Origin of the sequence: Catenulispora sp. GP43, assembly GCF_041260665.1 — a bacterium.
Taxonomy (GTDB): Bacteria; Actinomycetota; Actinomycetes; order Streptomycetales; family Catenulisporaceae; genus Catenulispora.
In genome coordinates this window covers 36,171-59,473 of the sequence record NZ_JBGCCT010000003.1, presented here as the reverse complement: position 1 = coordinate 59,473, position 23,303 = coordinate 36,171, and the positions used below count along the sequence as shown (strand labels likewise).

General features: G+C 71.7%; 22 protein-coding genes. 12 read left to right on the top strand and 10 right to left on the bottom strand.

The window, feature by feature from the left end; all coding sequences use genetic code 11:
- The first annotated feature begins 8 nt into the window (after window positions 1-8).
- From purS to ABH926_RS07440, 4 genes are all read left to right on the top strand, one after another.
- Complete coding sequence (gene purS, locus ABH926_RS07455; protein WP_370364642.1) at window positions 9-272, top strand: phosphoribosylformylglycinamidine synthase subunit PurS; 264 nt, start codon at window positions 9-11, stop codon at window positions 270-272.
- Window positions 272-958, top strand: coding sequence for a phosphoribosylformylglycinamidine synthase subunit PurQ (gene purQ / locus ABH926_RS07450; RefSeq protein WP_370364641.1), 687 nt, complete (start codon window positions 272-274; stop codon window positions 956-958). The genes purS and purQ overlap by 1 nt, the downstream gene beginning before the upstream one ends.
- On the top strand, window positions 955-3,318 hold the full coding sequence (purL, locus tag ABH926_RS07445) for a phosphoribosylformylglycinamidine synthase subunit PurL (RefSeq protein ID WP_370364640.1): 2,364 nt from the start codon (window positions 955-957) through the stop codon (window positions 3,316-3,318). The genes purQ and purL overlap by 4 nt, the downstream gene beginning before the upstream one ends.
- 119 nt (window positions 3,319-3,437) lie before the next feature.
- The gene (locus ABH926_RS07440) at window positions 3,438-6,035 is read left to right on the top strand and encodes a cell wall-binding repeat-containing protein (RefSeq protein ID WP_370364639.1); all 2,598 of its coding nucleotides are present in this window, start codon (window positions 3,438-3,440) and stop codon (window positions 6,033-6,035) included.
- A 205-nt stretch (window positions 6,036-6,240) separates the two neighbouring features.
- Here the strand turns inward: ABH926_RS07440 and ABH926_RS07435 are convergent, their stop codons facing one another.
- The 3 genes from ABH926_RS07435 to ABH926_RS07425 are packed head-to-tail and all read right to left on the bottom strand — an operon-like array spanning window position 6,241 to window position 8,475.
- A complete protein-coding gene (locus ABH926_RS07435; RefSeq protein WP_370364637.1) occupies window positions 6,241-7,053 on the bottom strand; it encodes a HEAT repeat domain-containing protein in 813 nt (270 codons plus the stop codon).
- Window positions 7,054-7,084: 31 nt separating this feature from the next.
- Window positions 7,085-8,047: a hypothetical protein gene (locus ABH926_RS07430; RefSeq protein ID WP_370364636.1), complete on the bottom strand. Its 963-nt coding sequence runs from the start codon at window positions 8,045-8,047 to the stop codon at window positions 7,085-7,087.
- Complete coding sequence (locus ABH926_RS07425) at window positions 8,044-8,475, bottom strand: hypothetical protein (RefSeq protein ID WP_370364635.1); 432 nt, start codon at window positions 8,473-8,475, stop codon at window positions 8,044-8,046. Before ABH926_RS07425 ends, ABH926_RS07430 begins: the two co-directional genes overlap by 4 nt.
- 188 nt (window positions 8,476-8,663) lie before the next feature.
- Between ABH926_RS07425 and ABH926_RS07420 the strand changes: the two genes are divergently transcribed.
- The 3 genes from ABH926_RS07420 (at window position 8,664) to purM (ending at window position 12,212) form a co-directional block, all read left to right on the top strand.
- A complete protein-coding gene (locus tag ABH926_RS07420) occupies window positions 8,664-9,431 on the top strand; it encodes a sterol carrier family protein (RefSeq protein ID WP_370364633.1) in 768 nt (255 codons plus the stop codon).
- A gap of 109 nt (window positions 9,432-9,540) precedes the next feature.
- Window positions 9,541-11,058, top strand: coding sequence for an amidophosphoribosyltransferase (gene purF, locus ABH926_RS07415; RefSeq protein ID WP_370364632.1), 1,518 nt, complete (start codon window positions 9,541-9,543; stop codon window positions 11,056-11,058).
- Between the two features lie 38 nt (window positions 11,059-11,096).
- Window positions 11,097-12,212 carry a phosphoribosylformylglycinamidine cyclo-ligase gene (gene purM, locus ABH926_RS07410; protein WP_370364631.1) on the top strand — a complete coding sequence of 372 codons (1,116 nt, stop codon included), beginning with the start codon at window positions 11,097-11,099 and terminating at the stop codon, window positions 12,210-12,212.
- Between the two features lie 177 nt (window positions 12,213-12,389).
- On the opposite strand, the gene ABH926_RS07405 is transcribed toward purM, so the two are convergent.
- Together ABH926_RS07405 and ABH926_RS07400 are read right to left on the bottom strand one after the other, a co-directional pair.
- Entirely contained in the window at window positions 12,390-12,665 is a 276-nt protein-coding gene (locus tag ABH926_RS07405) for a DUF3073 domain-containing protein (RefSeq protein WP_370364630.1), read from the bottom strand.
- A gap of 242 nt (window positions 12,666-12,907) precedes the next feature.
- Entirely contained in the window at window positions 12,908-13,996 is a 1,089-nt protein-coding gene (locus tag ABH926_RS07400; protein ID WP_370364628.1) for a Glu/Leu/Phe/Val dehydrogenase, read from the bottom strand.
- Window positions 13,997-14,262: 266 nt separating this feature from the next.
- Here ABH926_RS07400 and ABH926_RS07395 point away from each other — a divergent pair, with 266 nt between their 5' ends.
- Together ABH926_RS07395 and bldC are read left to right on the top strand one after the other, a co-directional pair.
- The gene (locus ABH926_RS07395) at window positions 14,263-15,183 is read left to right on the top strand and encodes a hypothetical protein (protein WP_370364626.1); all 921 of its coding nucleotides are present in this window, start codon (window positions 14,263-14,265) and stop codon (window positions 15,181-15,183) included.
- A 404-nt stretch (window positions 15,184-15,587) separates the two neighbouring features.
- Entirely contained in the window at window positions 15,588-15,791 is a 204-nt protein-coding gene (bldC, locus tag ABH926_RS07390; RefSeq protein ID WP_012784549.1) for a developmental transcriptional regulator BldC, read from the top strand.
- Window positions 15,792-16,099: 308 nt separating this feature from the next.
- On the opposite strand, the gene ABH926_RS07385 is transcribed toward bldC, so the two are convergent.
- From ABH926_RS07385 to ABH926_RS07370, 4 genes are all read right to left on the bottom strand, one after another.
- Window positions 16,100-17,626 carry a cellulose binding domain-containing protein gene (locus ABH926_RS07385; protein ID WP_370364625.1) on the bottom strand — a complete coding sequence of 509 codons (1,527 nt, stop codon included), beginning with the start codon at window positions 17,624-17,626 and terminating at the stop codon, window positions 16,100-16,102.
- A gap of 150 nt (window positions 17,627-17,776) precedes the next feature.
- Window positions 17,777-18,796 (bottom strand): cytochrome d ubiquinol oxidase subunit II, encoded by a 1,020-nt coding sequence (locus ABH926_RS07380; protein WP_370364624.1) that lies wholly within the window; start codon window positions 18,794-18,796, stop codon window positions 17,777-17,779.
- On the bottom strand, window positions 18,793-18,951 hold the full coding sequence (locus ABH926_RS07375; protein WP_370364623.1) for a hypothetical protein: 159 nt from the start codon (window positions 18,949-18,951) through the stop codon (window positions 18,793-18,795). Before ABH926_RS07375 ends, ABH926_RS07380 begins: the two co-directional genes overlap by 4 nt.
- The gene (locus ABH926_RS07370; protein WP_370364622.1) at window positions 18,948-20,387 is read right to left on the bottom strand and encodes a cytochrome ubiquinol oxidase subunit I; all 1,440 of its coding nucleotides are present in this window, start codon (window positions 20,385-20,387) and stop codon (window positions 18,948-18,950) included. The genes ABH926_RS07375 and ABH926_RS07370 overlap by 4 nt, the downstream gene beginning before the upstream one ends.
- A 58-nt stretch (window positions 20,388-20,445) precedes the next feature.
- On the opposite strand from ABH926_RS07370, the gene ABH926_RS07365 reads away from it, so the two are divergent.
- Genes ABH926_RS07365 through ABH926_RS07355 form a run of 3 tightly spaced genes read left to right on the top strand, consistent with a single transcriptional unit; the run spans window position 20,446 to window position 21,938 of the window.
- A complete protein-coding gene (locus ABH926_RS07365) occupies window positions 20,446-20,835 on the top strand; it encodes a BlaI/MecI/CopY family transcriptional regulator (RefSeq protein ID WP_370364621.1) in 390 nt (129 codons plus the stop codon).
- A 52-nt stretch (window positions 20,836-20,887) separates the two neighbouring features.
- Window positions 20,888-21,010 carry a hypothetical protein gene (locus tag ABH926_RS07360; protein WP_370364620.1) on the top strand — a complete coding sequence of 41 codons (123 nt, stop codon included), beginning with the start codon at window positions 20,888-20,890 and terminating at the stop codon, window positions 21,008-21,010.
- Window positions 21,000-21,938 carry a M56 family metallopeptidase gene (locus ABH926_RS07355; protein WP_370364619.1) on the top strand — a complete coding sequence of 313 codons (939 nt, stop codon included), beginning with the start codon at window positions 21,000-21,002 and terminating at the stop codon, window positions 21,936-21,938. Before ABH926_RS07360 ends, ABH926_RS07355 begins: the two co-directional genes overlap by 11 nt.
- Before the next feature lie 18 nt (window positions 21,939-21,956).
- On the opposite strand, the gene ABH926_RS07350 is transcribed toward ABH926_RS07355, so the two are convergent.
- The gene (locus ABH926_RS07350; protein WP_370364618.1) at window positions 21,957-23,252 is read right to left on the bottom strand and encodes a M18 family aminopeptidase; all 1,296 of its coding nucleotides are present in this window, start codon (window positions 23,250-23,252) and stop codon (window positions 21,957-21,959) included.
- Between the last annotated feature and the right edge of the window lie 51 nt (window positions 23,253-23,303).

Genomic DNA, 23,303 nt, shown 5'->3' with positions numbered 1-23,303 from the left:
GAGAACCCGTGGCCCGCGTCCTCGTCGACGTCATGCTCAAGCCCGAGATCCTCGACCCCCAGGGCCAGGCGGTGCAGCGCGCACTGCCTCGCATGGGCTTCGACTCCGTCACCAACGTCCGCCAGGGCAAGCGCTTCGAGCTGGAGCTCGCGGACGCCGACCCGGCCACCCTGCGGGCCACCGCCGAGCAGATGGCCGAGAAGCTGCTCGCCAACACCGTGATCGAGGACTTCAAGGTCACGGTGCTGTCGTCCGACGTCGAGAACGCCTGATGCCCGCGCGCATCGGCGTCGTCACCTTCCCCGGGACCCTGGACGACCAGCAGGCGCTGCGCGCCGCGGCGGCGGTCGGGGCCGAGCCGGTGGCGCTGTGGCACAAGGAGCAGGACCTGCACCAGGTGGACGCGGTCGTGCTGCCCGGTGGCTTCTCCTACGGCGACTACCTGCGCGCCGGCGCCATCGCCCGGTTCTCCCCGGTGATGGACACGATCATCGACGCCGCCCGCGGCGGCCTGCCGGTCCTGGGCATCTGCAACGGCTTCCAGGTCCTGTGCGAGGCGCACCTGCTGGAAGGCGCGATGATCCGCAACGGCGACCTGCACTTCATCAACCGCGACGTCACCCTGCGGATCGAGAACAACCGCACCGCGTGGACCTCGGACTACGAGGCCGGCGCCGAGGCGGTCATCCCGATCAAGAACATGGACGGCCGCTTCGTCGCCGACGAGCACACGCTCGACGCGCTGGAGGCCGAGGGCCGGGTGCTGGCGCGCTACACCGCCAACCCGAACGGCGCCGCGCGCGACATCGCCGGCATCACCAACGCCGCCGGCAACGTGGTCGGCCTGATGCCGCACCCCGAGTACGCCATCGACGACCTGACCGGCCCCCACCCGGGTCCGGGCACCGACGGCCTGCCGTTCTTCACCTCGATCCTCAAGAGCTTGGTTTCCGCATGAGCACCGGCAACTCCTCCGAGAACGTGTTCGACACGACGGACGTCTTCGTGGACACCGCCGTCGCTTTCGACACCGTCGCGAAGGCCTCTGAGACGCCGGACGTGAAGCAGCCGTACCGCGAACTCGGCATGACCGAGGACGAGTACCTGCGCGTCCGCGAGATCCTGGGCCGCCGTCCCAGCTCCTCGGAGCTGGCCATGTACTCGGTCATGTGGTCCGAGCACTGCTCGTACAAGTCCTCCCGGGTGCACCTGAAGCAGTTCGGCGAGAAGGCCCCGAAGACCGCCGCGCTGCTGGTCGGCCCGGGCGAGAACGCCGGCGTCGTGGACGTCGGCGAGGGCCTGGCCGTCACCTTCAAGGTCGAGTCGCACAACCACCCCTCCTACGTCGAGCCCTACCAGGGCGCGGCGACCGGGGTCGGCGGCATCGTCCGCGACATCCTCACCATGGGCGCCCGCCCGATCGGCGTCATGGACCCGCTGCGCTTCGGCCCGGCCGACGCCCCGGACACCGCGCGGGTGCTGCCCGGCGTGGTGGCCGGCATCGGCGGCTACGGCAACTGCCTGGGCGTGCCGAACATCGGCGGCGAGATCGTCTTCGACCCCTGCTACCTGGGCAACCCGCTGGTCAACGCGCTGTGCGTGGGGGTCATGCGGGCCGACGAGATCAAGCTGGCCAAGGCCCCGGGCCCGGGCAACCAGGTGATCCTGTTCGGCGCCCGCACCGGCGGCGACGGCATCGGCGGCGCCTCGGTGCTGGCCAGCGCCACCTTCGACGAGGACGGCCCGGCCAAGCGCCCCAGCGTGCAGGTCGGCGACCCGTTCATGGAGAAGGTGCTCATCGAGTGCTGCCTGGAGATCTTCGCGGCCGACCTGGTCGTGGGCATCCAGGACCTGGGCGCGGCCGGGCTCACCTGCTCCACCACCGAGCTGGCCGCGGCCGGCACCGGCGGCATGGACGTGCGGCTGGACGCCGCGCCGCTGCGCGACTCGACGCTGACCCCTGAGGAAGTCCTCATGTCGGAGTCGCAGGAGCGGATGATGGCCGTGGTCGAACCGGCCAAGGTCGAGGCGTTCCTGGCGGTCTGCGACAAGTGGGACGTCACCGCCACCGCGCTCGGCGAGGTCACCGATACCGGCCGGCTGCGCATGTGGTGGCACGGCGAGCTGATCGTGGACGTGCCGCCGCGGACCCTGGCGCACGAGGGCCCGGTGTACAACCGGCCGTTCGCGCGTCCGGAGTGGCAGGACGCGCTGCAGGCCGACGTGCCGACCGCCGAGCGCCTCAAGCGCCCGGGAGGAGCCGAGGAGCTGCGCGAGACCCTGCTCCGGCTGGTCGGCTCGCCGAACCTGGCGGACAAGACCTGGGCCGTGGAGCAGTACGACCACCGCGTCCAGGGCAACACGGTCCTCGGGCACGGCGAGGACTCCGGGATGGTCCGGCTGGACGCCGCGCTGCCGGGCACCACCCTCGGCGTGGCGCTGTCCACCGACGGCAACGGCCGGTTCACCAAGCTCGACCCCTACCAGGGCGCGCAGCTGGCGCTGGCCGAGGCCTACCGCAACGTGGCGGCCACCGGCGCCAAGCCGCTGGCCGTCACCGACTGCCTGAACTTCGGCTCGCCGGAGGACCCGGACGTCATGTGGCAGTTCGCCGAGGCCTGCCGCGGTCTGGCCGACGCCTGCCTGGAGCTGGGGACCCCGGTCACCGGCGGCAACGTGTCGTTCTACAACCAGACCGGCGACGTGAACATCCACCCGACCCCGGTGGTCGGCGTGCTCGGGGTGATCGACGACGTCGACCGCCGCACCCGCGGCGCCTTCGAGCGCGAGGGCGAGATCCTGCTGCTGCTCGGCGACACCCGCGACGAGTTCGGCGGCTCGGAGTGGGCCCACGAGGTCCACGGCCACCTCGGCGGCCTGCCCCCGCGCCTGGACCTGCGCCGCGAGAAGGTGCTCGGCGAGGTGCTGATCGCCGGCTCGCGCGACGGCATGCTCTCGGCGGCGCACGACCTGTCCGACGGCGGCCTGGCCCAGGCGGTCGTGGAGGGCTGCCTGCGCGGCGGCCACGGCGCCCGCCTGGTCCTGCCGGAGACGGACGCCGAGGGCGGCACGCTGGACCCGTTCGTCGCCCTGTTCTCGGAGTCGGCGGGGCGCGCGCTGGTCGCGGTGCCGCGCAGCGAGGAACTGCGGTTCACCGACATGTGCGTGGCGCGCGGGCTGCCCGTGGCGCGCGTGGGCGTCGTGGACGGGGACTCCCTGGAGGTGCAGGGGCAGTTCACGGTGCCGCTGGCCGAGCTGCGGGCGGCGCACGAGGCACCGTTCCGGAAGCTGTTCGGGCACTCGGTGGTCGACGCCTGATCGGTAGACGCCTGACGTAGGAAGATACGCCTAAGGACCCCTGCTCAGCAGGGGTCCTTTCGCTATAACGTTCACGAAAAACTCTCGGCTCGTCATTCTCACCTGGGGAGGGTGCGCCTATGCGCGCGCAGAGATTGTCGGTCTTGGCTGTGGGGGCCTTGGCTGTTCTGGGGGCGGCGCCTTACACCGCGATGTCGGCTCAGGCCGCGACTGCCGCACCGAAGGGGACCGCCGCGGCTGCCGCGGCACCCGCGACGGAGTTGGTGGTCGAGGGCCAGGCCGGGGACATGGTCACCGGCGGGTTCACCGGGGTGGAGCAAGGCTCCGCGTACGCGATGACGGCCAATGCCGACCTGAACGGCGGGGGTATTCCGCCGTCGTCCGACATCAGCTTCCAGTCGATCCACAACGGCGAGACCTCGGACCCGACCTCGTTCGGGTTCTCGTTCCACATGCCGTCCGGGCAGCAGTGGGCCGTCGGGCAGACGTACACGAACACCGAGGGCATCGTCTACGGCGGCGGTACCCAGCCCTGGTTCTACTTCAGCCAGTTCAACACCGGGCCGTGCGGGCGCCCGAGCGACGAGATCGGCGCCGAGGACGACAAGGGCACGGTCAAGATCGACGACCTGACCTGGACCAACGGTCCCAACAGCCAGGTCGCCAGCATGGAGTTGGAGTTCAGCCAGTCCTGCCACGGCGGCCCGGCGACCCGCGGCCTGTTCCGCTTCAACGAGACCGGCCCGGTCCCGCCCGGCGCGCCGACCGGGCAGCCGCTGCCCGCCGGCCAGGGCACCGTCGCGCCGCTGACGTTCCGGCGCGGGACGTCGATCATCGCCGCGCCGGCCGGGGCCGTGGACGGGCCCCGGCTCGCGACCGTCTCCTCCGAGTCCGAGGGCCGCACGGCGTGGAACCCGCTGGGGACGCGGCTGCTGTACAGCTCAGACCCGGGCCTGTCGACGGTGCATCCGGACGGCAGCGGTGCCGCGCCGCTGACCGAGGTGTCCGGGGTGCCCGGGGTGCGGACCAAGGACAGCGAGCCGGCGGTGAGCTGGGACGGTTCCCTCGTCGTGTTCGTACAAGGCGACGGCGGCGCTGTGGCGAACCTGGTCTCGGAGAACACCGACGGGACCACGGCCGGCCACGCCTACCGCCTCCCGACCGGCCCCGCCTGCCAGCAGGAGCACAGCCCGAGCTTCGAAGCGGACGGGTCGCTGATCTACGAGTGCGTCACCGGCGACGCGCACTCGACGTACCGCCTCACTGGAAGCGGCGCGAGCCAGCTGATCCCGAACTCTTCGCAGCCGGCGTATTCGCCCGACGTGTCGAAGATCGCCTTCGTGCGGCCGGACGGCAGCGGCATCGCGCAGATCTTCACCGCGAACGCCGACGGCAGCGGGGTCACCCAGGTGTCGCACGACCCGAACGGCGCGAGCAAGCCCGCGTGGTCGCCGGACGGGAAATACCTCGCGTACGCCAACGAGACCTTCCACGAGATCCTCGAGATCCCGGCGGCCGGCGGTACTCCGGTCGGCAGCATCCCCGACGCCGACGACCCGGACTTCACACCGCCGGTCCTCGACTCCCACGTCCTGCGAGAGTGGGGCGCCGACCGCGTCGGGACCGCGATCGCGGCCTCACAGCTGAACTTCGCGAACCACGGCGCCGCCGACGGCCGCATCCCGGCCGGGGCGGTCGTGCTCGCGCGCAGCGACACCTTCGCCGACGCGCTCGGCGGCTCGGCGCTGGCCGTCCGCACTGACGCACCGTTGCTGATCACCGGCTCGGCGGGCCTGGACCCGGCGGTGAAGGCGGAGATCTCGCGCGTGCTGGCGCCCGGCGGGAAGGTGTATCTGCTCGGCGGGACGCAGGCGCTGTCGCCGGCGGTGGCCTCGGCGCTGTCGCACTACACGGTGGTGCGGCTGGCCGGGCAGACCCGCTACGGCACGGCGGTCGCCATCGCCAAGCAGATCAACCCGCGCCCGGGCATGGTGATGATCGCGACCGGCGCGCAGTTCCCGGACGCGCTGGCCGCCGGCGCGACCGGCGAACCGGTGCTGCTGACCGACGGCGGGGCCATGCCGAAGGAGACCTTGGACTACCTCAAGACGCTGAACCCGGACCCGGACACGGCCGGCGGCACCGAACTGGTCACCATCGGCGGACCGGGCGACGCGGCCCTGATCTCGGCCTACCAGAGCGGCAAGATGCCGGCCTGGCCGTCGGAGATCTCGCGGCGCAAGCTGGCCGGCGCGGACCGGTACTCGACGTCCCTGATGGTCGCGCAGGACTTCTTCGCCGCGAACTCCAACGTGGCCCTGGCCACCGGTGCCACCTGGCCGGACGCCCTGTCCGGCGGCGCGATGATCGGCCTGCGCGGCGGCCCGCTGCTGCTGACGGCGCCCACCGGCGTCAGCCCGGCGATGCTGTCGTACCTGCACGGTCAGTCGGCGAGCTTGTACGACGCGTTCCTGATGGGCGGCACCGTGGCGCTGCCGAACACGATCGCTCAGCAGGTCGCCGGGGTGATCGGACTACCGGGGCACGTGCGCGTCGGCGGCGCGTTCGCGGCGGGCGCCGAGACGCCGGCCGGGGTCGGGACGAAGGCTGACACGAAGAGCGGTGCGACTGGTTCCGCGCCGGCCGGTGCCCCGGCAGGTTCGGCGGGGCGGACGGCGCACGGCGGTGAGGTGGCGACGGTGTCCCGCGAGGGGTGACGCGAGGGCCTGACAGGCGGTGGCGGGGCCGCTCCGGTTTTCCGGGGCGGCCCCGCCTGGTTCAGCTGCAAGGTCTGGCTCGCGCTCGGCGGGTGCGTGGCCTCCGTGCTGCCGTGGGTGTATGTGCTGGATGACGCCGTGGCCTTCATCAGGCTGAGGCGCGAGGCGGTGGTCATGTCGAGGCTGAAGCGGGTCGCTTGAGGCCCTAGCGTTCCTCGTCCTCGTCCTCGTCCTCGTCCTCGTCCGCTCCGGCGGCCTCGCGGACGTCTTGGACCGCGTCGCTGCGGAGCTTTTCAAAGAGCTCTGCAGCGGCTCTTTTGTTGAAGCCGTAGAGCGCGTAGGCGAGGGCTTCGCGGACGTCCGGGTCCGGGTGGTCGGTCAGGTGCGCGACGCGGAAGACGTCGCCTTGGCCGCGGCCTCGGAGGTGGTCCAGCAGGGTGACGATCTCCGGGCCGTCCTCGGCGGTGCGGAGCTTCTCGAGGACTTCCTGGCGGGGCAGCAGATGGCTCGTGTCGTAGTACGAGGACTTGTCGCGGATGCGGGAGGCCCGGTACTCGCCTTTGTCGAGGCAGGCCGGGCAGGCGCAGGGCCGGTAGCCGTGGGCGTTCGGGCGGTAGCGCCAGCCGATCGGGCGGTTGAGAGACCTGATGCGTCGGATCTCCTGAGCGCTCACGCCACGGGGAAGGAAGACTTCGTATCCGCGCATCTCCTCCGGAGACAGGGACAGGAAGCGGGCTACCGCCTGTGCGGCAGTCACCGGTTGAGGGGCGTTGCCGTAGTAGCCGACCGTGACAGCGGTGTCGTCCGGTATCCGGAAGTGGACCGCGACCAAGCGGTGCGACTTCCAGCGCTTGATCTCGCGGGACCACTGGTAGGTCAACGTATAGTCCGCCAGGAGTGGCGTGCAGTAGAGACCGGGGCGTGGGTCTTCACTGCGCGAACGGCTGACCGGGGACAGGCCGGAGCGGCGGACGCGTGCGGAGTTCTTCTCCGGAGTCAGGTGTACGAACCAGGCCATAGTGCGTCCACGCTAAGGGCGCCAACGCTCCTCAGTCACCTGCATTGTTGTAGCGGTAGGGCTCGTATACGCCGAACCCGTTGTAGTACGCGTACGGGATCACATGGTGCAGCGTCCCCTGGGGGCACAGTTCGTAGCCCACATAGGAGTTGTGCGCGTAGTCGGCCCAGCGGTCGAAGAGGATGACGTGGCCAGTGGCGACGTCCGTGTTCAGCAGGATGTCCCCGGCCCGCAGGTCCTCTTTGCTGATCCGGTGCGCGACCTGCGGCATGGTCGAGGTGACCAGGGAGTCCCGCAGTCCCCAGCACATGGAGACGTAGCCGGCGCAGTCGGTGCGGTAGCCCTCGTGCCAGGCGCCCTGGTTGTAAGGAACGTGTTGCCCGACCCAGTGTTCGGCGCGGGCGATCATCTCGCGGCGGAGGCGGCTGAGGGTGCCGAGGGCGGTCTCGGAGAGGTCCTGGGAGACGGCCGGGTGCCAGAGGCCTGAGCCGTCGGGTACGGGAGCGGGAGCGGCCCCGGGGGGGTATGCGGGCGTGTCCGGGCACCCGGCGTACCCCGCGTACCCCGCGTACCCCGCGTACCCCGCGCCGTCCGGGCCGGCGGCGCTCTGATGCCCGGTCACGATGCCGGCGCCGAACACCGGGACGTCCGCCCCCGGAGCGTGGCCCGGCGGCATCTGCGCCGACGTGTGTACCGGGGGTACCGCGGCGTGGACCGTGTCGTCGGCATGCTCGTAGGTCGCCTGGGTGTGGCGGATGCGGGCGGCGTCGTCGACAAGTTCGCGGACCAGCCTGTCGGTCGCCGACTCCAGGGCCGCGAGCCCCGAGGACTCGGCGGCCAGTTGCGGATCCGCTGTCGCCGCCTCGACGATGTGCCGCAGGGTGCTGCTGATCTCGGCCAGCTCGCGGGCGAAGCCGTCCCAGGCGGAGGCCAGCCACTCGAATTCCGGTCCGAGCGCGTAGAAGCTGGCGCCTTCCGGCGCCGTGTGGCTCACCGCTGCGGCCCCGGTTCGCCGGGTCCCGGTGCCGGGACCGCGCCGATCGGATCGCCGCCCATCCGGGTGCCGACCAGGCCGGTGATTCCAGCGACGATCTGCGCGTGGCCGCTGACCTGCGCTTCCGTCCGGGCCTGCCCCGGGTGCGCCGCGAGCGGCGCGGTCTCCGCGGCGTGCACCCGCTCGGCCGACGCGCGCAGCGCCACCGCCATCTGCAGACACTCCCGCGCCCGCTCGGCGGCCCGGGCCCGGAAGCGCTCGGCCGCCCGGCCGGACCACGTCACCTGCGCCGTGGCCCGCACGATCGCGGCGGAAAGCTGGTCCATGCGGCGCGCCTGGGCGTCGATCGCACCGGCCAGCGCCGCGCGTTCGGGGGCCGCGCCGGGGGCGTCGGCGGGAGTGGGGGCGGGGGTCTCGGCGGTGATCACGGTGACAGCACGCTAGTCGCGAAACGTACAGATCATCGCGAATCGCGGGGACGATTCACCGTAATGGATGAGTTTGTTCCAGAGTCGGGAACAGGGCCGAAAGGAGGACGTCCGAGCAACTCCTCCGCATGCCAAAGCAGTCGAAGTGGCCCTCCTGGCCCTCTCAGCCCTCCGCTATATTCCGCAACATGCCGAAGACCCGCCGCCCCGCCCCCGCCAAGGTCCGCCAAGCCGTCGTGAACCAGTGGCGGGCCCACGTCGGATACGCGGCCGCGCTGAGCGCCGAGCAGCTCGCGGAGCCCTCGAAGCTGACCGGCTGGGACGTGAAGACCCTGGTCGGGCACGTCGCCTTCACCGTGCACACGGTGCTGGCCCGGGCCGCCGAGCCGGTCGCCGGGGAGCAGGCCGAGGTCTACGACTGGATGACCGCGACGCCGACCGCCAGCGCCCAGGTCGACGCCGGCACCCGGGAGCTGGTCGCGGACGGCGTGGTGCTGGCCGACGAGGTGGCCGGGGCCGAGGAGGTCATGGCGCGCTACGGCGACGAGGACCTGATCGCCATGCGCTTCGGCCCGATGCGCTTCGACGACTTCCTGGTCTCGCGCATCGTGGAGGCCACGGTGCACGCCGACGACCTGGAGCGGTCCACCGGGATCGAGTTCCCGCACGACCGCGAGGCGCTGGCGATCACCGTCCGGCAGCTGGCCGACGCGATGGCGGCCAAGGTCCCGGGGAATTCCGTGGAGCTGCGGGTGCCGCCGTTCGCCGCCGTGCAGTGCGTCCCGGGCCCGCGCCACACCCGCGGGACCCCGCCGAACGTGGTGGAGATGGCGCCGCGGACCTGGATCCGGCTCGCCGCCGGGCGCATGACCTGGGACCAGGCCATGGCCGAGGCCCTGGTGTCGGCTTCGGGACAGCGGGCGGATCTGAAGGAGTTCCTGCCGCTGATGGGCTGAGGCCGTGGCCGTGGCGTGGGTCTCATTACCGGGCCGGATCGTCATATATGCAGATCGGCGGCTTTATCGGCCGGAAGGATCATCACAGTCCGTGGCTTAGACTCGGTATGTGATCCACGTTTCCGGCTTCCGCCCCGGCGATGGCAGACTCACCCACGAACTAGACCCCCAGGACACCGGCCCGCAGGACGCATGCGGGGTCTTCGGCGTCTGGGCCCCTGGCGAGGAGGTCGCGAAGCTCGCGTACTTCGGCCTGTACGCGCTTCAGCACCGCGGCCAGGAATCCGCCGGCATCGCCGTGTCCAACGGCAAGCAGATCCTGGTCTACAAGGACATGGGCCTGGTCTCCCAGGTCTTCGACGAGGCCACTCTGCAGTCCCTGCAGGGCTACCTGGCCATCGGCCACGCCCGCTACTCCACCACCGGCTCCTCGGTGTGGGAGAACGCGCAGCCGACCTTCCGCGCGACCGCGCACGGTGCCGTGGCCCTGGGCCACAACGGCAACCTGACCAACACCGGCGAGCTGGCCCGGCTGGCCGCCGAGCGGCGCACCAAGTCCGGTGTCACCGACAAGCACGCCATGACCTCCGACACCGGCCTGATGACCGAGCTGCTGGCGTCCTACTCCGACCGCTCCCTGGAGGACGCGGCCGCCGAGGTGCTGCCGCAGCTGCGCGGGGCGTTCTCCCTGGTCTTCATGGACGAGACCACGCTCTACGCGGCGCGCGACCCGCAGGGCGTGCGGCCGCTGATGCTCGGCCGGCTGGACCGCGGCTGGGTGGTGGCCTCCGAGCAGGCGGCGCTGGACACCGTCGGCGCGAGCTTCATCCGCGAGATAGAGCCCGGCGAGCTGATCGCCGTCGACGAGAACGGGCTGCGCTCCCGGCACTTCGCCGAGCCCCGGCCCAAGGGCTGCGTCTTCGAGTACGTCTACCTGGCCCGCCCGGACGCCACGATCGCCGGCCGCAACGTGCACGCCGCGCGCGTGGAGATGGGCCGCACCCTGGCCCGCGAGGCGCCGGTGGAGGCCGACCTGGTCATCGCCACGCCGGAGTCCGGCACCCCGGCCGCGATCGGCTTCGCCGAGGAGTCCGGCATCCCCTTCGGCCAGGGCTTCGTCAAGAACGCCTACGTCGGCCGCACCTTCATCCAGCCCAGCCAGACCCTGCGCCAGCTCGGCGTGCGGCTGAAGCTGAACGCGCTGCGCGAGGTCATCGAGGGCAAGCGCCTGGTGGTGGTGGACGACTCGATCGTGCGCGGCAACACCCAGCGCGCGGTGCTCAAGATGCTGCGCGAGGCCGGCGCCACCGAGGTCCACCTGCGGATCTCCTCCCCGCCGGTGAAGTGGCCGTGCTTCTACGGCATCGACTTCGCCACCCGCGCCGAGCTGATCGCCAACGGGCTGAGCACCGACGAGATCGCCAAGTCCATAGGCGCCGACTCGCTGGCCTACATCACCCTGGACGGCATGACCGAGGCCACGCACCAGAGCGCCGACCGGCTGTGCCGCGCGTGCTTCGACGGCGTGTACCCGATCGAGCTGCCGGAGGAGGAGCTGCTGGGCAAGCACCTCCTGGAGATCGCGGTCGACCCGCTGGCCCGCACCGACGCCCTGTCGCGGCCGTAGCAGGCACGCGGCTGACGCCACATTTAAGGAAATTCACCATGTCCACTGGACCCACTGGCGCCACCTACGCCGCGGCCGGCGTCGACATCGAGGCCGGCGACCGCGCGGTCGAGCTGATGAAGGAGTGGGTCGCCAAGACCCGCCGGCCGGAGGTCCTCGGCGGCATCGGCGGCTTCGCGGGCCTGTTCGACGCCTCCGCGCTGAAGGCGTACGACCGGCCGCTGCTGGCCACCTCCACCGACGGCGTGGGCACCAAGGTCGCGATCGCGCAGCGCCTGGACAAGCACGACTCCATCGGCCGCGACCTGGTCGGCATGGTCGTGGACGACCTGGTGGTCTGCGGTGCCGAGCCGCTGTTCATGACCGACTACATCGCCACCGGCAAGGTGGTGCCCGAGGTGATCGCCGGGATCGTCAAGGGCATCGCCGAGGGATGTGTGCTGGCCGGCTGCGCGCTGGTCGGCGGCGAGACCGCGGAGCACCCGGGCCTGCTCGAGCCCGGTGAGTACGACGTGGCCGGGGCCGGCACCGGGGTGGTCGAGGCCGACCGGGTCCTGGGCGCCGAGCGGGTCCGCGAGGGCGACGTGCTGGTCGCGATGGCCTCCTCCGGCGCGCACTCCAACGGATACTCGCTGCTGCGGCACGTGTTCTTCCAGGTCGCGGGCTGGGAGCTGGACCGGGACGTGCCCGAGTTCGGCCGCACGCTCGGCGAGGAGCTGCTGGAGCCGACCCGGATCTACTCGCTGGACTGCCTGGCGCTGATCGCGGCCACGGAGCGGGACGGCGCGCCCGGGGTGCACGCGTTCTCGCACATCACCGGCGGCGGCGTGGCGGCGAACATCGCCCGGATCATCCCGGCGGGCCTGGAGGCGCGGCTGGACCGCGGCACCTGGACCCCGCCGGCGGTGTTCGGCACGGTCGGCCGGCTCGGCGGCGTCGAGACGCTGGAGCTGGAGAAGACGCTGAACATGGGCGTCGGCATGGTCGCGGTGCTGCCGGCCGAATCGGTGGACCCGGCGCTGGAGCTGCTGGCCGGGCGCGGGCTGCCCAGCTGGGTGTGCGGCGAGGTCGTGGCATCCGAGGGCGCGACCACCGTCGGCGGCGCCAAGGGCGGCGACGGCGCGGCGTCCCTGCACGGCGACTACGCGGCGTAGTAGCCGGGCCCGGTTTCCGGGAAAGCATCAAGGGCGCCTCGGCGATCGAACGCCGGGGCGCTTCATTCATCTCACGAGTACCACACGCTTCACGCGTGTGCCCCGTTTCAGGCGTGACGAAGGCCCGTCCCAGTGGGACGGGCCTACTCAACCGGTGCTCGGTGGCCCGGTCCAGCCTCAACCGCGGCGGTGGTGACTGCGGACAGAGCCGCCGTCGTCCTCGCTGTCAAAGTCGTCGTCATCGTCGTCGTCGGCGTACTTCGCGTACAACTCGTCGTCGTCCGCGTCGTCGTCGTCCTGCGACGGTGCCTCGGCGGAATGCCCGTTGGACGTGGTGTGTACGCCGTCCTTCTGCAGCTCACGTTGGAGCTGCGTGAGATCGGTCCCCACGTCGCGATACTTCAGGTCTCGGGCGACCCGCGTCTGCTTGGCCTTGGCCCGGCCGCGCCCCATTGGCTCGACCCCCTCAACGATCGGGGCTGGTCTGCCCCTGCTCCGGTCATACGGTCAGTCGTGAGAATTCACGGTACCTGTTTCCCCAACCGATCGGTACGAGCCATACGGCTGATCGGCACGAACAGGCATAGCCGACCGCGTTACTCGGGTGTCACAGGCACGACCCCACGATAGCGCTTATACCCGCATCGATGCCACGCGCCACCGGGGGTATCTGACGAGGCGTCCTTTCGGAAGGCCTACGGGAGGTATACGCCCCGCAGTCGGCCGACGTCGCGCATGCGCCGCTCGGCGAGGCGGTCGGCGGCCACCGACGGCGGCACACCCTCCTCCGACGCCAGGGAGTAGATCCGCATCGTGGTGTCGAAGATCCCCGACGCGCGGCGCTTGGCCCGCTCGAAGTCGAAGCCGTTGATCTCGTCCGCGACCTGGATCACACCGCCGGAGTTCACCAGGTAGTCCGGGGCGTACAGGATGCCGCGGGCCTCCAGCTGCTTCTCCACGCCGGTGTGGGCGAGCTGGTTGTTCGCGGCGCCGCAGACGATCTTCGCGGTGAGCGCGGCGACCGTGGTGTCGTCCAGGGCTCCGCCGAGCGCGCACGGGGCGTAGACGTCTATGTCGGCCGCGATCAGCTCCTCGGTGGAGGAGACCAGCTCGACCTGCGCGTAGTTGTCGCGCAGCCACTGGATCGCACCCTCGTAGGGGTCCGTCGCGACGATCGAGGCGCCGTCCTCGATCAGGTGCCCGATCAGGTAGCGCCCCACCTTGCCGACGCCGGAGATGCCGACCCGCTTGCCGGCCAGCGAGGAGGAGCCCCACAGGTGCTCGGCGGAGGCCCGCATGCCCTGGAACACGCCGTAGGCGGTGAGCACGGAGGAGTCGCCGGCGCCGCCGGACTCCACGGAGCGGCCGGTGACGAACTTCGACTCCCGGGCGACGACGTCCATGTCCTGCACGTAGGTCCCGACGTCGCACGCCGTGTAGTAGCGCCCGTTGAGGGACTGCACGAAACGGCCGTAGGCGCGCAGCAGCGCCTCGGACTTGATCTCGTTCGGGTCGCCGATGATGACGGCCTTGCCGCCCCCGAGGTCCAGACCGGCGAGGGCGTTCTTGTACGACATGCCGCGCGACAGGCGCAGGACGTCCTTCAGCGCGTCCTGCTCGCTCGCGTAGGGGAAGAAGCGAGTACCGCCGAGCCCCGGGCCGAGCAGCGTGTTGTGGACCGCGATGATGGCCTTCAGGCCCGTCTCCTCGTCGCGGCAGAACACGACCTGCTCGTGGTCGCTGGCGAATACCTCGCTGACGTCGTTGTCAGGCTTGTCAGACACTGCGTTGCTCCTGTTGGTGACTGGTGGTCGGGGAGGCTTGCTGTGGGAGAGGCCTCCGCCTTCTGGAGCGCCCGGGGGTCGCCCGGCCTGAACCCCAGGGGATGGAGGCAGTATGGAGGAAGCCTATTGGGGTCGGACGGCGAACGGGTGCGAGGGGCGAAGGTGGCGCGGAGCGAGTCCGCACGGCGGCCGGTCCGCCCCGGTTCGCCCCGGTCCACGGGCCCCATGCCGACGCGCGGGAGCGCCATAGGTGAGAGCATCACTACGTGCGCGCATCCCCCGGCGGCGCGATTCCGGCGCCCTACATGGCCTACCTGCGGGTGTACGAACCGCTGACCGCCTTTCCGGCCGCGGAGCGCGCGGAGTGGGAGTCCTGGCTGCGGCGGAACCCGGAGCCGAAGACCCTCGCCGAGGAGCAGAGCGCCTCCCTGCGCGGCCTGGTGGCGGTGCCCCCCATCGCGGTCCCGGAGAACGAGCCGCGGGTCGCCTACGTCCTGGACAGCGGCGAGACGCCCCTGCTGTGCCCGTGGCAGCCGCGGCTGCGGTCCTGGCTGGCGCTGACCGAGCTGCGCGCGGTCCACGGCGACGGCGGCGTCCGCCTGTTCTGGCCGCAGGGGGTGCTGGAGCGCGCCGACAGCGAGTACGAACGGTGGTGGGCCGAGGACCCGGAGGCGCTGCCGCACATCCTGACCGCGTCCTGGCAGGTGCCGATCCGCTGGCTGGTCCTGTTCGGCATGGAGGACGCGGTGACCGGCGACGGGGGCGGGGCCCGGGCCGGCGGCGAGGCGGCCGAGGGGGACGAGAAGCTCGTCGCGGTGACGCTCCAGTTCCGGACAGCGATGAGCCAGGCCCGCAAGCGCTGTGCCAGGGCGCTGCGAGTGCTTAAGCGCGCGCTCGGAGCGGGACCGCTTGTGGAGGCCGTGGAGACGCTGGGGATGTGGCTGGAGGAGTTCCACCCGCACTCGGTCGTCGAGCTTGATTACGGGGGTCTGATGGGGTTGCTGGTGGCTCAGGACGCATTGGGTGCCGAGGAACGGGTAGACGGAATCGTCCTGGACTGTTCCGTCCGTTATGTGGCGGACGGTCTCGCTGCTCTGGCTCAGAGTGACGATACGGGGGTTACCGCTGCGTATCTGCGCTATCGCGCTAAGTGGGATGCGGTGCGGGTGCTGGCTCGCGCGAACTAGCAAGGCTCGCACAGCATGATCAGAGGTCTTCCGCGCCGGCGGTACTCCGTGTCAAGATCACTTCACCGGTCGCTTCCCGACCCCGGCGCGGGGTCGAAACCGGGCATGGCGGGTGAAGCAACCAGCTGATGCTGTCCTCGATCGACACAGCGTTACAGGGGTGAAGCTGTCCGTATATCGGCCCCTACGTCCGCGACCGGCCGGTGCGGGTTTTGTGTATCGATTTCATAGATATCGCCCACGGCCCCGGTCGGATGGTGTACTTGTACTGTGAACGACAAGCCGTTCGTCCTATAACCGACACGGCCGCACGGTCTTCCCGGGACCGGGCAAGCGAGGCTATCGGGGAGGGTCCACGAGAAATCGGGCGCGCTGGGTGCCCGTTTCCGTCAGGAGGAGTCCATATGACCGCACGTACGCCGGACGCCGAGCCTCTGCTCACGCCCGCAGAGGTCGCCACGATGTTCCGCGTCGACCCCAAGACGGTCACGCGCTGGGCCAAGGCCGGCAAGCTGACCTCTATCCGCACCCTGGGGGGCCACCGCCGCTACCGCGAGCAGGAGGTGCGCGCTCTGCTGAACGGCATCCCGCCGCAGCGTGAGGGCTGACCCGCCCAGGGAATCTCGTCGTAGTACCCAACGGGGGACGTACAGGCGACGCTCCAAGGGACGGGCCCCTTGGAGCGTTTCGCATAAGTAGCCCCCAGCATTGCCACCACCTCGGGTCACGACCCACAAGGCGCCCCCGCCCCGAACTCCCGTTGGCGCCCACGTGGGAGAAAAACGTAACGCCCGCCACCTGGCCGATGTCCCAGGAGGCGGGCGTTGTCGTGCGCGCGTCACGAAAGTCAGGTGCCGGCACCGCCTGTGGGGACGGTGCCGGCACCTGGTGCTTCGAGGCTCCAGTGGGGTGGGGGCTAGCCGGTGAAGGCCTCGAAGGTGTGCGCGAAGTCGTACGCGTTCTGCTGGATCGAGGAGCAGGTGGGTGAGGCCCACGACGACGGCTGCGCACACGCTTGGTCCCGCGTCAGCGACCACATGGCCAGCCGGCCGATGTGGTGCTGCGCGGCGAACTGTTCGACGACCTTGGCGTCGGAGACCTGGAACACCTCGTCGGAGGTGTCGTTGACGCCGATCATCGGGGTGATGCCGACCATCGCCCACAGCTGGGCGTCGGAGGCGTCCGGGTAGACGGTCTTGAGCTGGTCGTGCACGGACTGCGCGGCCTGGTCGGCGTACTGGCCCATCTTCCCGGCCGGGCTCGGGGCGGCCCAGTCGCCGAAGTCCATGGCCATGACGTTGACCACAGAGACCTTCAGGCCGTTCTTCGCGGCCGCGGTGACGATGTTCACACCGTCCTGGGTCAGCCCGGAGGGCAGGACCGGCAGGGTCAGCGACACGTCGAGGGTCTTGCCGGCCGCGGCGTAGTCCGCCTGCAGCTGCGCCAGCGCCTGGGCCCGGCGGGTGATCGAGGCCTGATCGGTGCCGGCCGCGCCCTCGATGTCGAAGTCGACGTGGGTGAGGCCGTAGGTGTCGATCACCGCCTTGTAGGCCGCCGACAGGTGCGGCACGTCGGCGCAGGCCTGGGCCAGCTCGGTGCCGTTGGCGCCGCCGAAGGAGGCGATGACGTCGCCGCCCTTGGCGCGCAGGTCGGCGATGCCGGACTTCAGGCTCGCCTCGAACGCCGGGTCCGCGGTGCCGTTCCAGATCGGGGTGCAGCCGCTGCCGCCGGCGAGCATGAAGGCCGCGGTGACGTATTTGGTGCCGGCCGCCGCCGCGAGCGCGCCGAGGTCCTGGCGCTGGCTGGTGTCCACGTAGGGCGCGAAGCCGTAGCCGGCGCCGGATGCCGGTGGGGCCGGCACCGACGACGGGGCGGAGGACGGCGGGGAGGACGGCGGGGAGGACGGCGCGCTGCTCGGCGCCGAGCTCGACGGCACGCCGCTGGGAGGCGTGCTCGAGCCCGGCGCCGAGCCGGGGGCAGTGCTCGGCGCCGAGCTCGGACCGCCGCCGGGCGTCCCGCCTCCGCAGGACGCGCCGTTGACCAGACAGTTCACCGGCGCGGCGGACCCGGAGGCGGCGTCCACCACGAAGCCGAAGGTGGCGCTGGTCCCGGTGGCGATGTCGCCGGACCAGGACGGGTTGGCGACCGTGATGTGCTGCCCGGCGGCGGTCATGGTGCCGTTCCACAGGGAGCTGATGCGCTCCCCGGCCGGCAGGTCGAAGGAGACGGTCCAGCCGTGCACGGTCTGCCCGGTCCCGTTGGCGATCGTGTACTGCCCCTGGAAGCCGCTGCCCCAGTCCGAGGTCTTGGCGAAGGAGGCGGTGACGGTGCCGTCGCTGCCTCCAGCCGCGCCGGCCGTGAAGGCGGCGATCGTGCCGGCGCCGACGACGGCGGCGGTGGCCAACGAGATCCCGATGACGCGGGCGCGCTTCGACAGTCCCATGATCCTGTGGTGTCTCCTTGCGGCTGTGCGAGTAGGTGGTGGCACAGCGAGCCAACCGCAAGGACGTTCGGACACGGAAGGTGGTTAAAGCGATCCGGTGCGGATCTTGACCGCGTCTTGGCATTCGCACGGGTGTTCTTGGGGTCTCCTTTACTTAGTTTGCGGACCCTGTACCGCGGCCGCCCCTTCGGGCCCTGAGAAGACCTTCAGAAGCAGGTAGAACGCGGGCAGGATGACCACGAGCCCGAACCCCATGGCGATCAGCAGCGCGTGCAGGTTCGCCGGGCCGGCCGCCGAGTCCTTGGCCGTCGCCGCGCCGACCGCCAGATCAGGGTACTGAGCAGCGGCCCAGCCGAGCAGCACGCCGACCACCGCCGTGGCGGCCGTGGCGCGGGCCAGGACGTAGTGCCGCTTCCAGATCACCGCGATCGAGCCGAAGCCGCAGACCACTGCCACGGCCACGAACGGGATCGACCGCTCGGTGAAGCGGTGCGCGACGGTCGGCGCGTCCTGATACAGCAGCGGCAGCAGCGCGAGACTGACGGCGCCGGCCACTGCCGCCGCCCCGAGCGCCTTGCGCCGGAACGCCGGGACCAGGTCCTCGGTGTCCGGGTCGGTACCGGCGTCGTGGCAGAGGTAGACGGCGGCCAGGAACGCGGTCACGACGACCGCGAAGACCCCGGCGACCAGCGTGAACGGCGAGCTGAAGGGCGTCAGCGGACCCGAGTCGGCGGTGATCTTGCCGGTAGCCAGCGCGGCACCGCTGACCCCGAGCATGAACGGGGTGATCGACGAGGCCACCGCGAAGACCCGGCTCCACAGACTGTCCGGCCCCGCGGCACCCTCACCGTAGGCGCGGTAGACATACGCCGCCCCGCGCAGCACGATCCCCGCCAGCGCCAGAGCCAACGGCAACTCCAGCCCGCGCGCGATGATGCCGAAGGCGGTGGGGAACCCGCTGAACGTCGCGACGATCACGAAGATCAGCCACACATGGTTGGCCTCCCACACCGGCCCCAGCGCGTGCGCGATGAGGCGGCGCTCACGATCGGCGTGCCGGCCGCGCGCCAGCAGGTCCCAGACCCCCGCGCCGAAGTCGGCGCCGGCGAGCAGGGCGTAGGCGGCCAGGGCGCAGACGATCACGCCCAGCAGGAGGTTGACGGCGGTCATCGGGCCGGTCCTTCCAGGTCGGGCTTGCGGGCGGGGCTGCGGGCGGGTTTGCGGGCGGCGGGCATGGGTCCTGTCCGGCGCTCCGGCGGCAGGGTGCCGACGATGGTCGAGGCGGGGCGGCGCTCGGCCGCGAAACCCCCGCCGCTCCCGGTCACCGGGCCGCCCCCTCGAACTCGCGCCCGCTGCCGGAGTCCGCGGAGCTCGAGTCCTGATCCTCATGCCCCGGCGTCTCAGGGTCCTCCGGCCCCGGCGCCTCGGCCCCCTCCGCCAGCTCCGGCGGCGCGCCGGTCGCCAGCCGGCGCAGGATCAGCAGCAGCGCCGTGGCCAGGCCGAGGTAGACCACGATGGTGGCGATCAGCGACCATCCGATGCCGCCGCTGGTGGTCGCGGCCTGGCGCACCGTCATGCGGCCGTACACGATCCACGGCTGCCGGCCGGCCTCGGTGACCTCCCAGCCGGCCAGCATCGCGGCCATCGCGGCCGGGCCGGTGAGGGCGCCGGCCAGCAGCCAGGGGCGGGACAGCGGGATCAGGGGGCGGACGCCCTTGCGGCGGCGCCAGAGGGCGACCAGGGTCAGCAGGCCCGCCAGCGTGAGGATCGCCATGCCGCCGGCCACCATGGTGTCGAAGGCCAGGTGCACCACCGGTGTGGCCGGCTGCTGCTTGGGCGGCAGGATGTCCAGGCCGCGGATGGTCTTGTCGGTGCGCAAGCCCGTCAGCAGGGACAGGCCGTCGGGGATCTCGATGCCGAAGCGGGTCTTGCCGGTGCCCGGGTCGTAGATCCCGCCGAGGGTCAGCGGGGCGTGGCTCTGGGTGTGGGTCAGCGCCTCCATCGCGGCCAGCTTGGCCGGCTGGTACTTCTCCACCACGCGCGCGGCCAGGTCGCCGACCACCAGTTGGAACGGGGCCGCGGCCAGGACCGTGACCAGGCCGACCCGGAAGCCGCGCCGATGGTAGTCGTCGCGCCGTCCGCGCAGCATCCCGACCGCGTAGACCGCGGCCACCACGCCGCCGGTGCACATGATCGCGGCCAGCAGCATGTGCAGTGACTCCGGCAGTGCGCCGGGGCCGGTGAGGGGGGCCAGCGGCTCGGCCGAGACGACCTTGCCGCCGACCTCCTTCACGCCGGTCGGCACGTTCATCCAGGAGTTGGCGGTGACGATGAACAGCGTCGAGAGCGTTCCGGAGATCGCGATGGGCCACAGCGTGAGCCAGTGCGCGCGCGGCGACAGGCGCTTCCAGCCGTACAGGTACAGGCCCACGAAGATCGCCTCGGCGAAGAACGCGAAGGCCTCCAGCGTGAACGGCAGCCCGAGCACCCCGCCGTAGCGCGCCATGAACGCCGGCCACAGCAGTCCGAACTCGAAGGACAGGACCGTCCCGGACACCGCGCCGATGGCGAACAGCACCGCCATCACCCGCGACCACTTGCGGGTCAGCGCCAGCCAGGTCGGGTCGCCGGTCTTCAGCCAGCGGCCCTCGGTGACCAGCAGCAGCCAGGGCAGGCCCACCCCGAAGACCGCGAAGACGATGTGGAAGGCGAGCGAGAACCCGGTCTCGACTCTGGCGTCGGTGAGCGTGCTGCCTAGCATGGGCAAACTCCAGTGTTCTACGGCTCGTAGAAGTTCTACCGGTTGTAGAGTAACCCTCATGGCGAACGAGCGCGCGGGTGGCCCCCCGAGACTGGGTGAACTGGAGCGCGCGGTGATGGACGTCCTGTGGAACGCCCCCGACGGAAGCACCGCGCAAGAGATCGTCGAACGCCTGGCGGCCCGCGACGGCACCGCGGAGCTGGCGACGACGACCGTGCTGACCGTCCTGGACCGGCTGCGGCGCAAGGATTTCGTGACGCGTGAGCGGGTCGGGCGTGCGCATCGCTATACGGCGGCGCGCACGCGGGACGACGTGATCGCCGCTTCAATGCTCGCCGTCCTGGAGACCACCGACGACCGCCGCTCGGCGCTGGTGCGCTTCGCGGGCTCGGTCTCGGCCGAGGAGGCAGCGCTCCTGCGTGAGGCCTTGGCGGGGCTGGAGGAGTAGGCGGCGCGGACAGCATGACGTGCGGCGCGGCAGGTCTGGGAAGCTGGTGGCGATGAGCATTCCGCCGACCGCCACCGGCCTGCTGACCGCCACCGGCCTGCTGACCGCCACCGGCCTGCTGACCGCCGCGGACCTGCCGACCGACCCGACCCGGGCGGCCGGCCATGTTCTCTGACGCCTGGCCGCTGGCCGTCCTCGCGATCCTGCTCGCCTGGCCGGTCCCGGTGTTCCTGGCCCGCGCCGCCTGGCCGCGCCGCCACGCCCGGGCCGCGATCGCGCTGTGGCAGGCGGTCGGCATCGCCGGCGGCCTGGCGCTGATCGGCGCGCCGCTGGCGGTCGGGGTCGCGCCCCTGGACCGGCACCTGCGGACCGGCCTGGTCGTGCTCTGGCGGGACGCGTTCCACCTGCGGGTGCCCGCATCACTGGGGCTGCTTCAGGAAGCCGCGCTGGCGCTGGCCGCCGTCCTCACGCTGCGGCTGGTCGGCGTGACCTTGCTCTCAGCGCTGCGCATAGAACGGGACCTGCGGCGCCAGCGCGACGCGGTCGACCTCGCCGCTGAGCACGCCGACTGCCAGCTGCGCGTCCTGGAACACGCCTCGCCCGCCGCCTACTGCCTGCCCGGCACGCGGCCCCGCATCGTCATCACCGAGGGCACCATCGCGGCCCTGGCGCCCGACGAGCTCGAAGCGGTCCTCGCCCACGAGCGGGCCCATGCGAAGTGGCGCCACGAGCTGGTGGTCCAGCCGTTCGTCGCCTGGGAGTCGGCCCTGCCGCTGCCTCCGGCGCGCCGCGCCACCGCCTCGGTCACCGCGCTCGTCGAGATGCTCGCCGACGATCACGCCGCCCGCGCCGTCGGACGCCCCGCGCTGGCCCGCGCGCTGGTCGCCATCGGCGGGACCGCGGGGCCCGTGCCGAATCAGCGCGCGGAGCAGGATCGGGGTGCGGACGGTCCCGGCGCGGCCCGCGCCACGCCGACCCTGGACCGGGTGCAGCGCCTGGTCAAAGCGCCCGCCGCGGCGTTCAGCGAGCGGCTGGTCGGCCCGGCGGCCTGGCTCGCCGCCGTCCTGCTCGTCGCCGGGCCGACCTGGTACGTCCTGCGCTGACCGCGGGCCTGCCCGCGCTCAGCCGGTGTAGAAGGCCGCCGCCGCCGAGGCCAGCAGGTGCGGGTCGTCCGCGCCGCCGAGCTCGCGCGCCGAGTGCATCGACAGCGAGGTGATCCCCACGTCGAACGTCGTCACCCCGAGCTTGGCCGCCGTGATCGGCCCGATCGTGGTGCCGCACGGCATCGAGTTCTTCCCCACGAAGTACTGCGTCGGGATCCCCGCGCGCTCGCAGACGTCCGTCCAGATCGCGCGGCCGAGGCCGTCGGTGGCGTAGCGCTGGTTCACGTTCGTCTTCAGCGCCGGCCCGCCGTTGAGCCGGGGCCGGTGGCCGGGCTCGTGGCGCTCGGGGTAGTTGGGGTGCACCGCGTGGCTCATGTCGCTGGACATGACCACGGTCGCGGCCAGGGCCCGGGCGTGGTCGTCCGCGCTGCCGCCGAGCTGCGCCTGCGCCACCCGGCCCAGGACGTTGCCCAGCAGCGGGCCGCCGGCGCCGGTGTCCGACTCGCTGCCGGTCTCCTCGTGGTCGAACGCGGCCAGCACCGGGATCGCCGAGGGCGCACCGGCGGTGCCGGACGCCGCCGCGATCAGCGCCTGCACCCCGGCGTGCACCGAGACCAGGTTGTCCATCCGCGGGGCGGCGATCATCTCCAGGTCACGGCCCAGGTAGGTGGGCGGGGTCACGTCGTGCAGCATCAGGTCGAAGCCCAGGACGTCGGCGGCCGAGACCCCGGCCTCCTTGGCCGCGAACTCGATCAGCGCGCCGTCCTGCACCGGGCCCAGGCCCCAGACCGGGGTCAGGTGCTGCTGCTTGTCCAGCAGCAGGCCGCTGTCGTTCACGCCGCGGTCCAGGTGGACCGCCAGCTGCGGCACGCGCATCAGGGCCCGGTCGACGTGCACCAGCGCCGCATCGCCGCCGCGCAGCACCAGCCGGCCGGCCAGGCCCAGGTCCCGGTCCAGCCAGGAGTTCAGCAGCGGCCCGCCGTACAGCTCGACCCCCACTTGCCGGAAGCCCGCCGAGCCGGTGTCCGGCAGCGGCTTGATCCGCAGGTTGGGGGAGTCGGTGTGCGCGCCGACGACCCGGAAGCCGGTGTGCGCCGCCGCGCCCTCCGGGACGTACCAGGCGATGAGCGCCGCGCCGCGGATCGCGTAGAACCCGCCGCCGTCCGCGCGCTCCCAGCCGGCGGACTGCCTGAACTGGCGGAACCCGGCGGCCTCCAGGCGGGCGGCCGCGTTCGCGACCGCGTGGTACGGGGTCGGCGAGGCGGCGAGGAAGGACAGGAGGTCGTCCGTGTGGGCGCGGTCGAATATCGGCATGGTTTAGAGAATAAATCCAACACAGCGCCGCGGAGCGGCACCTTGACGGGT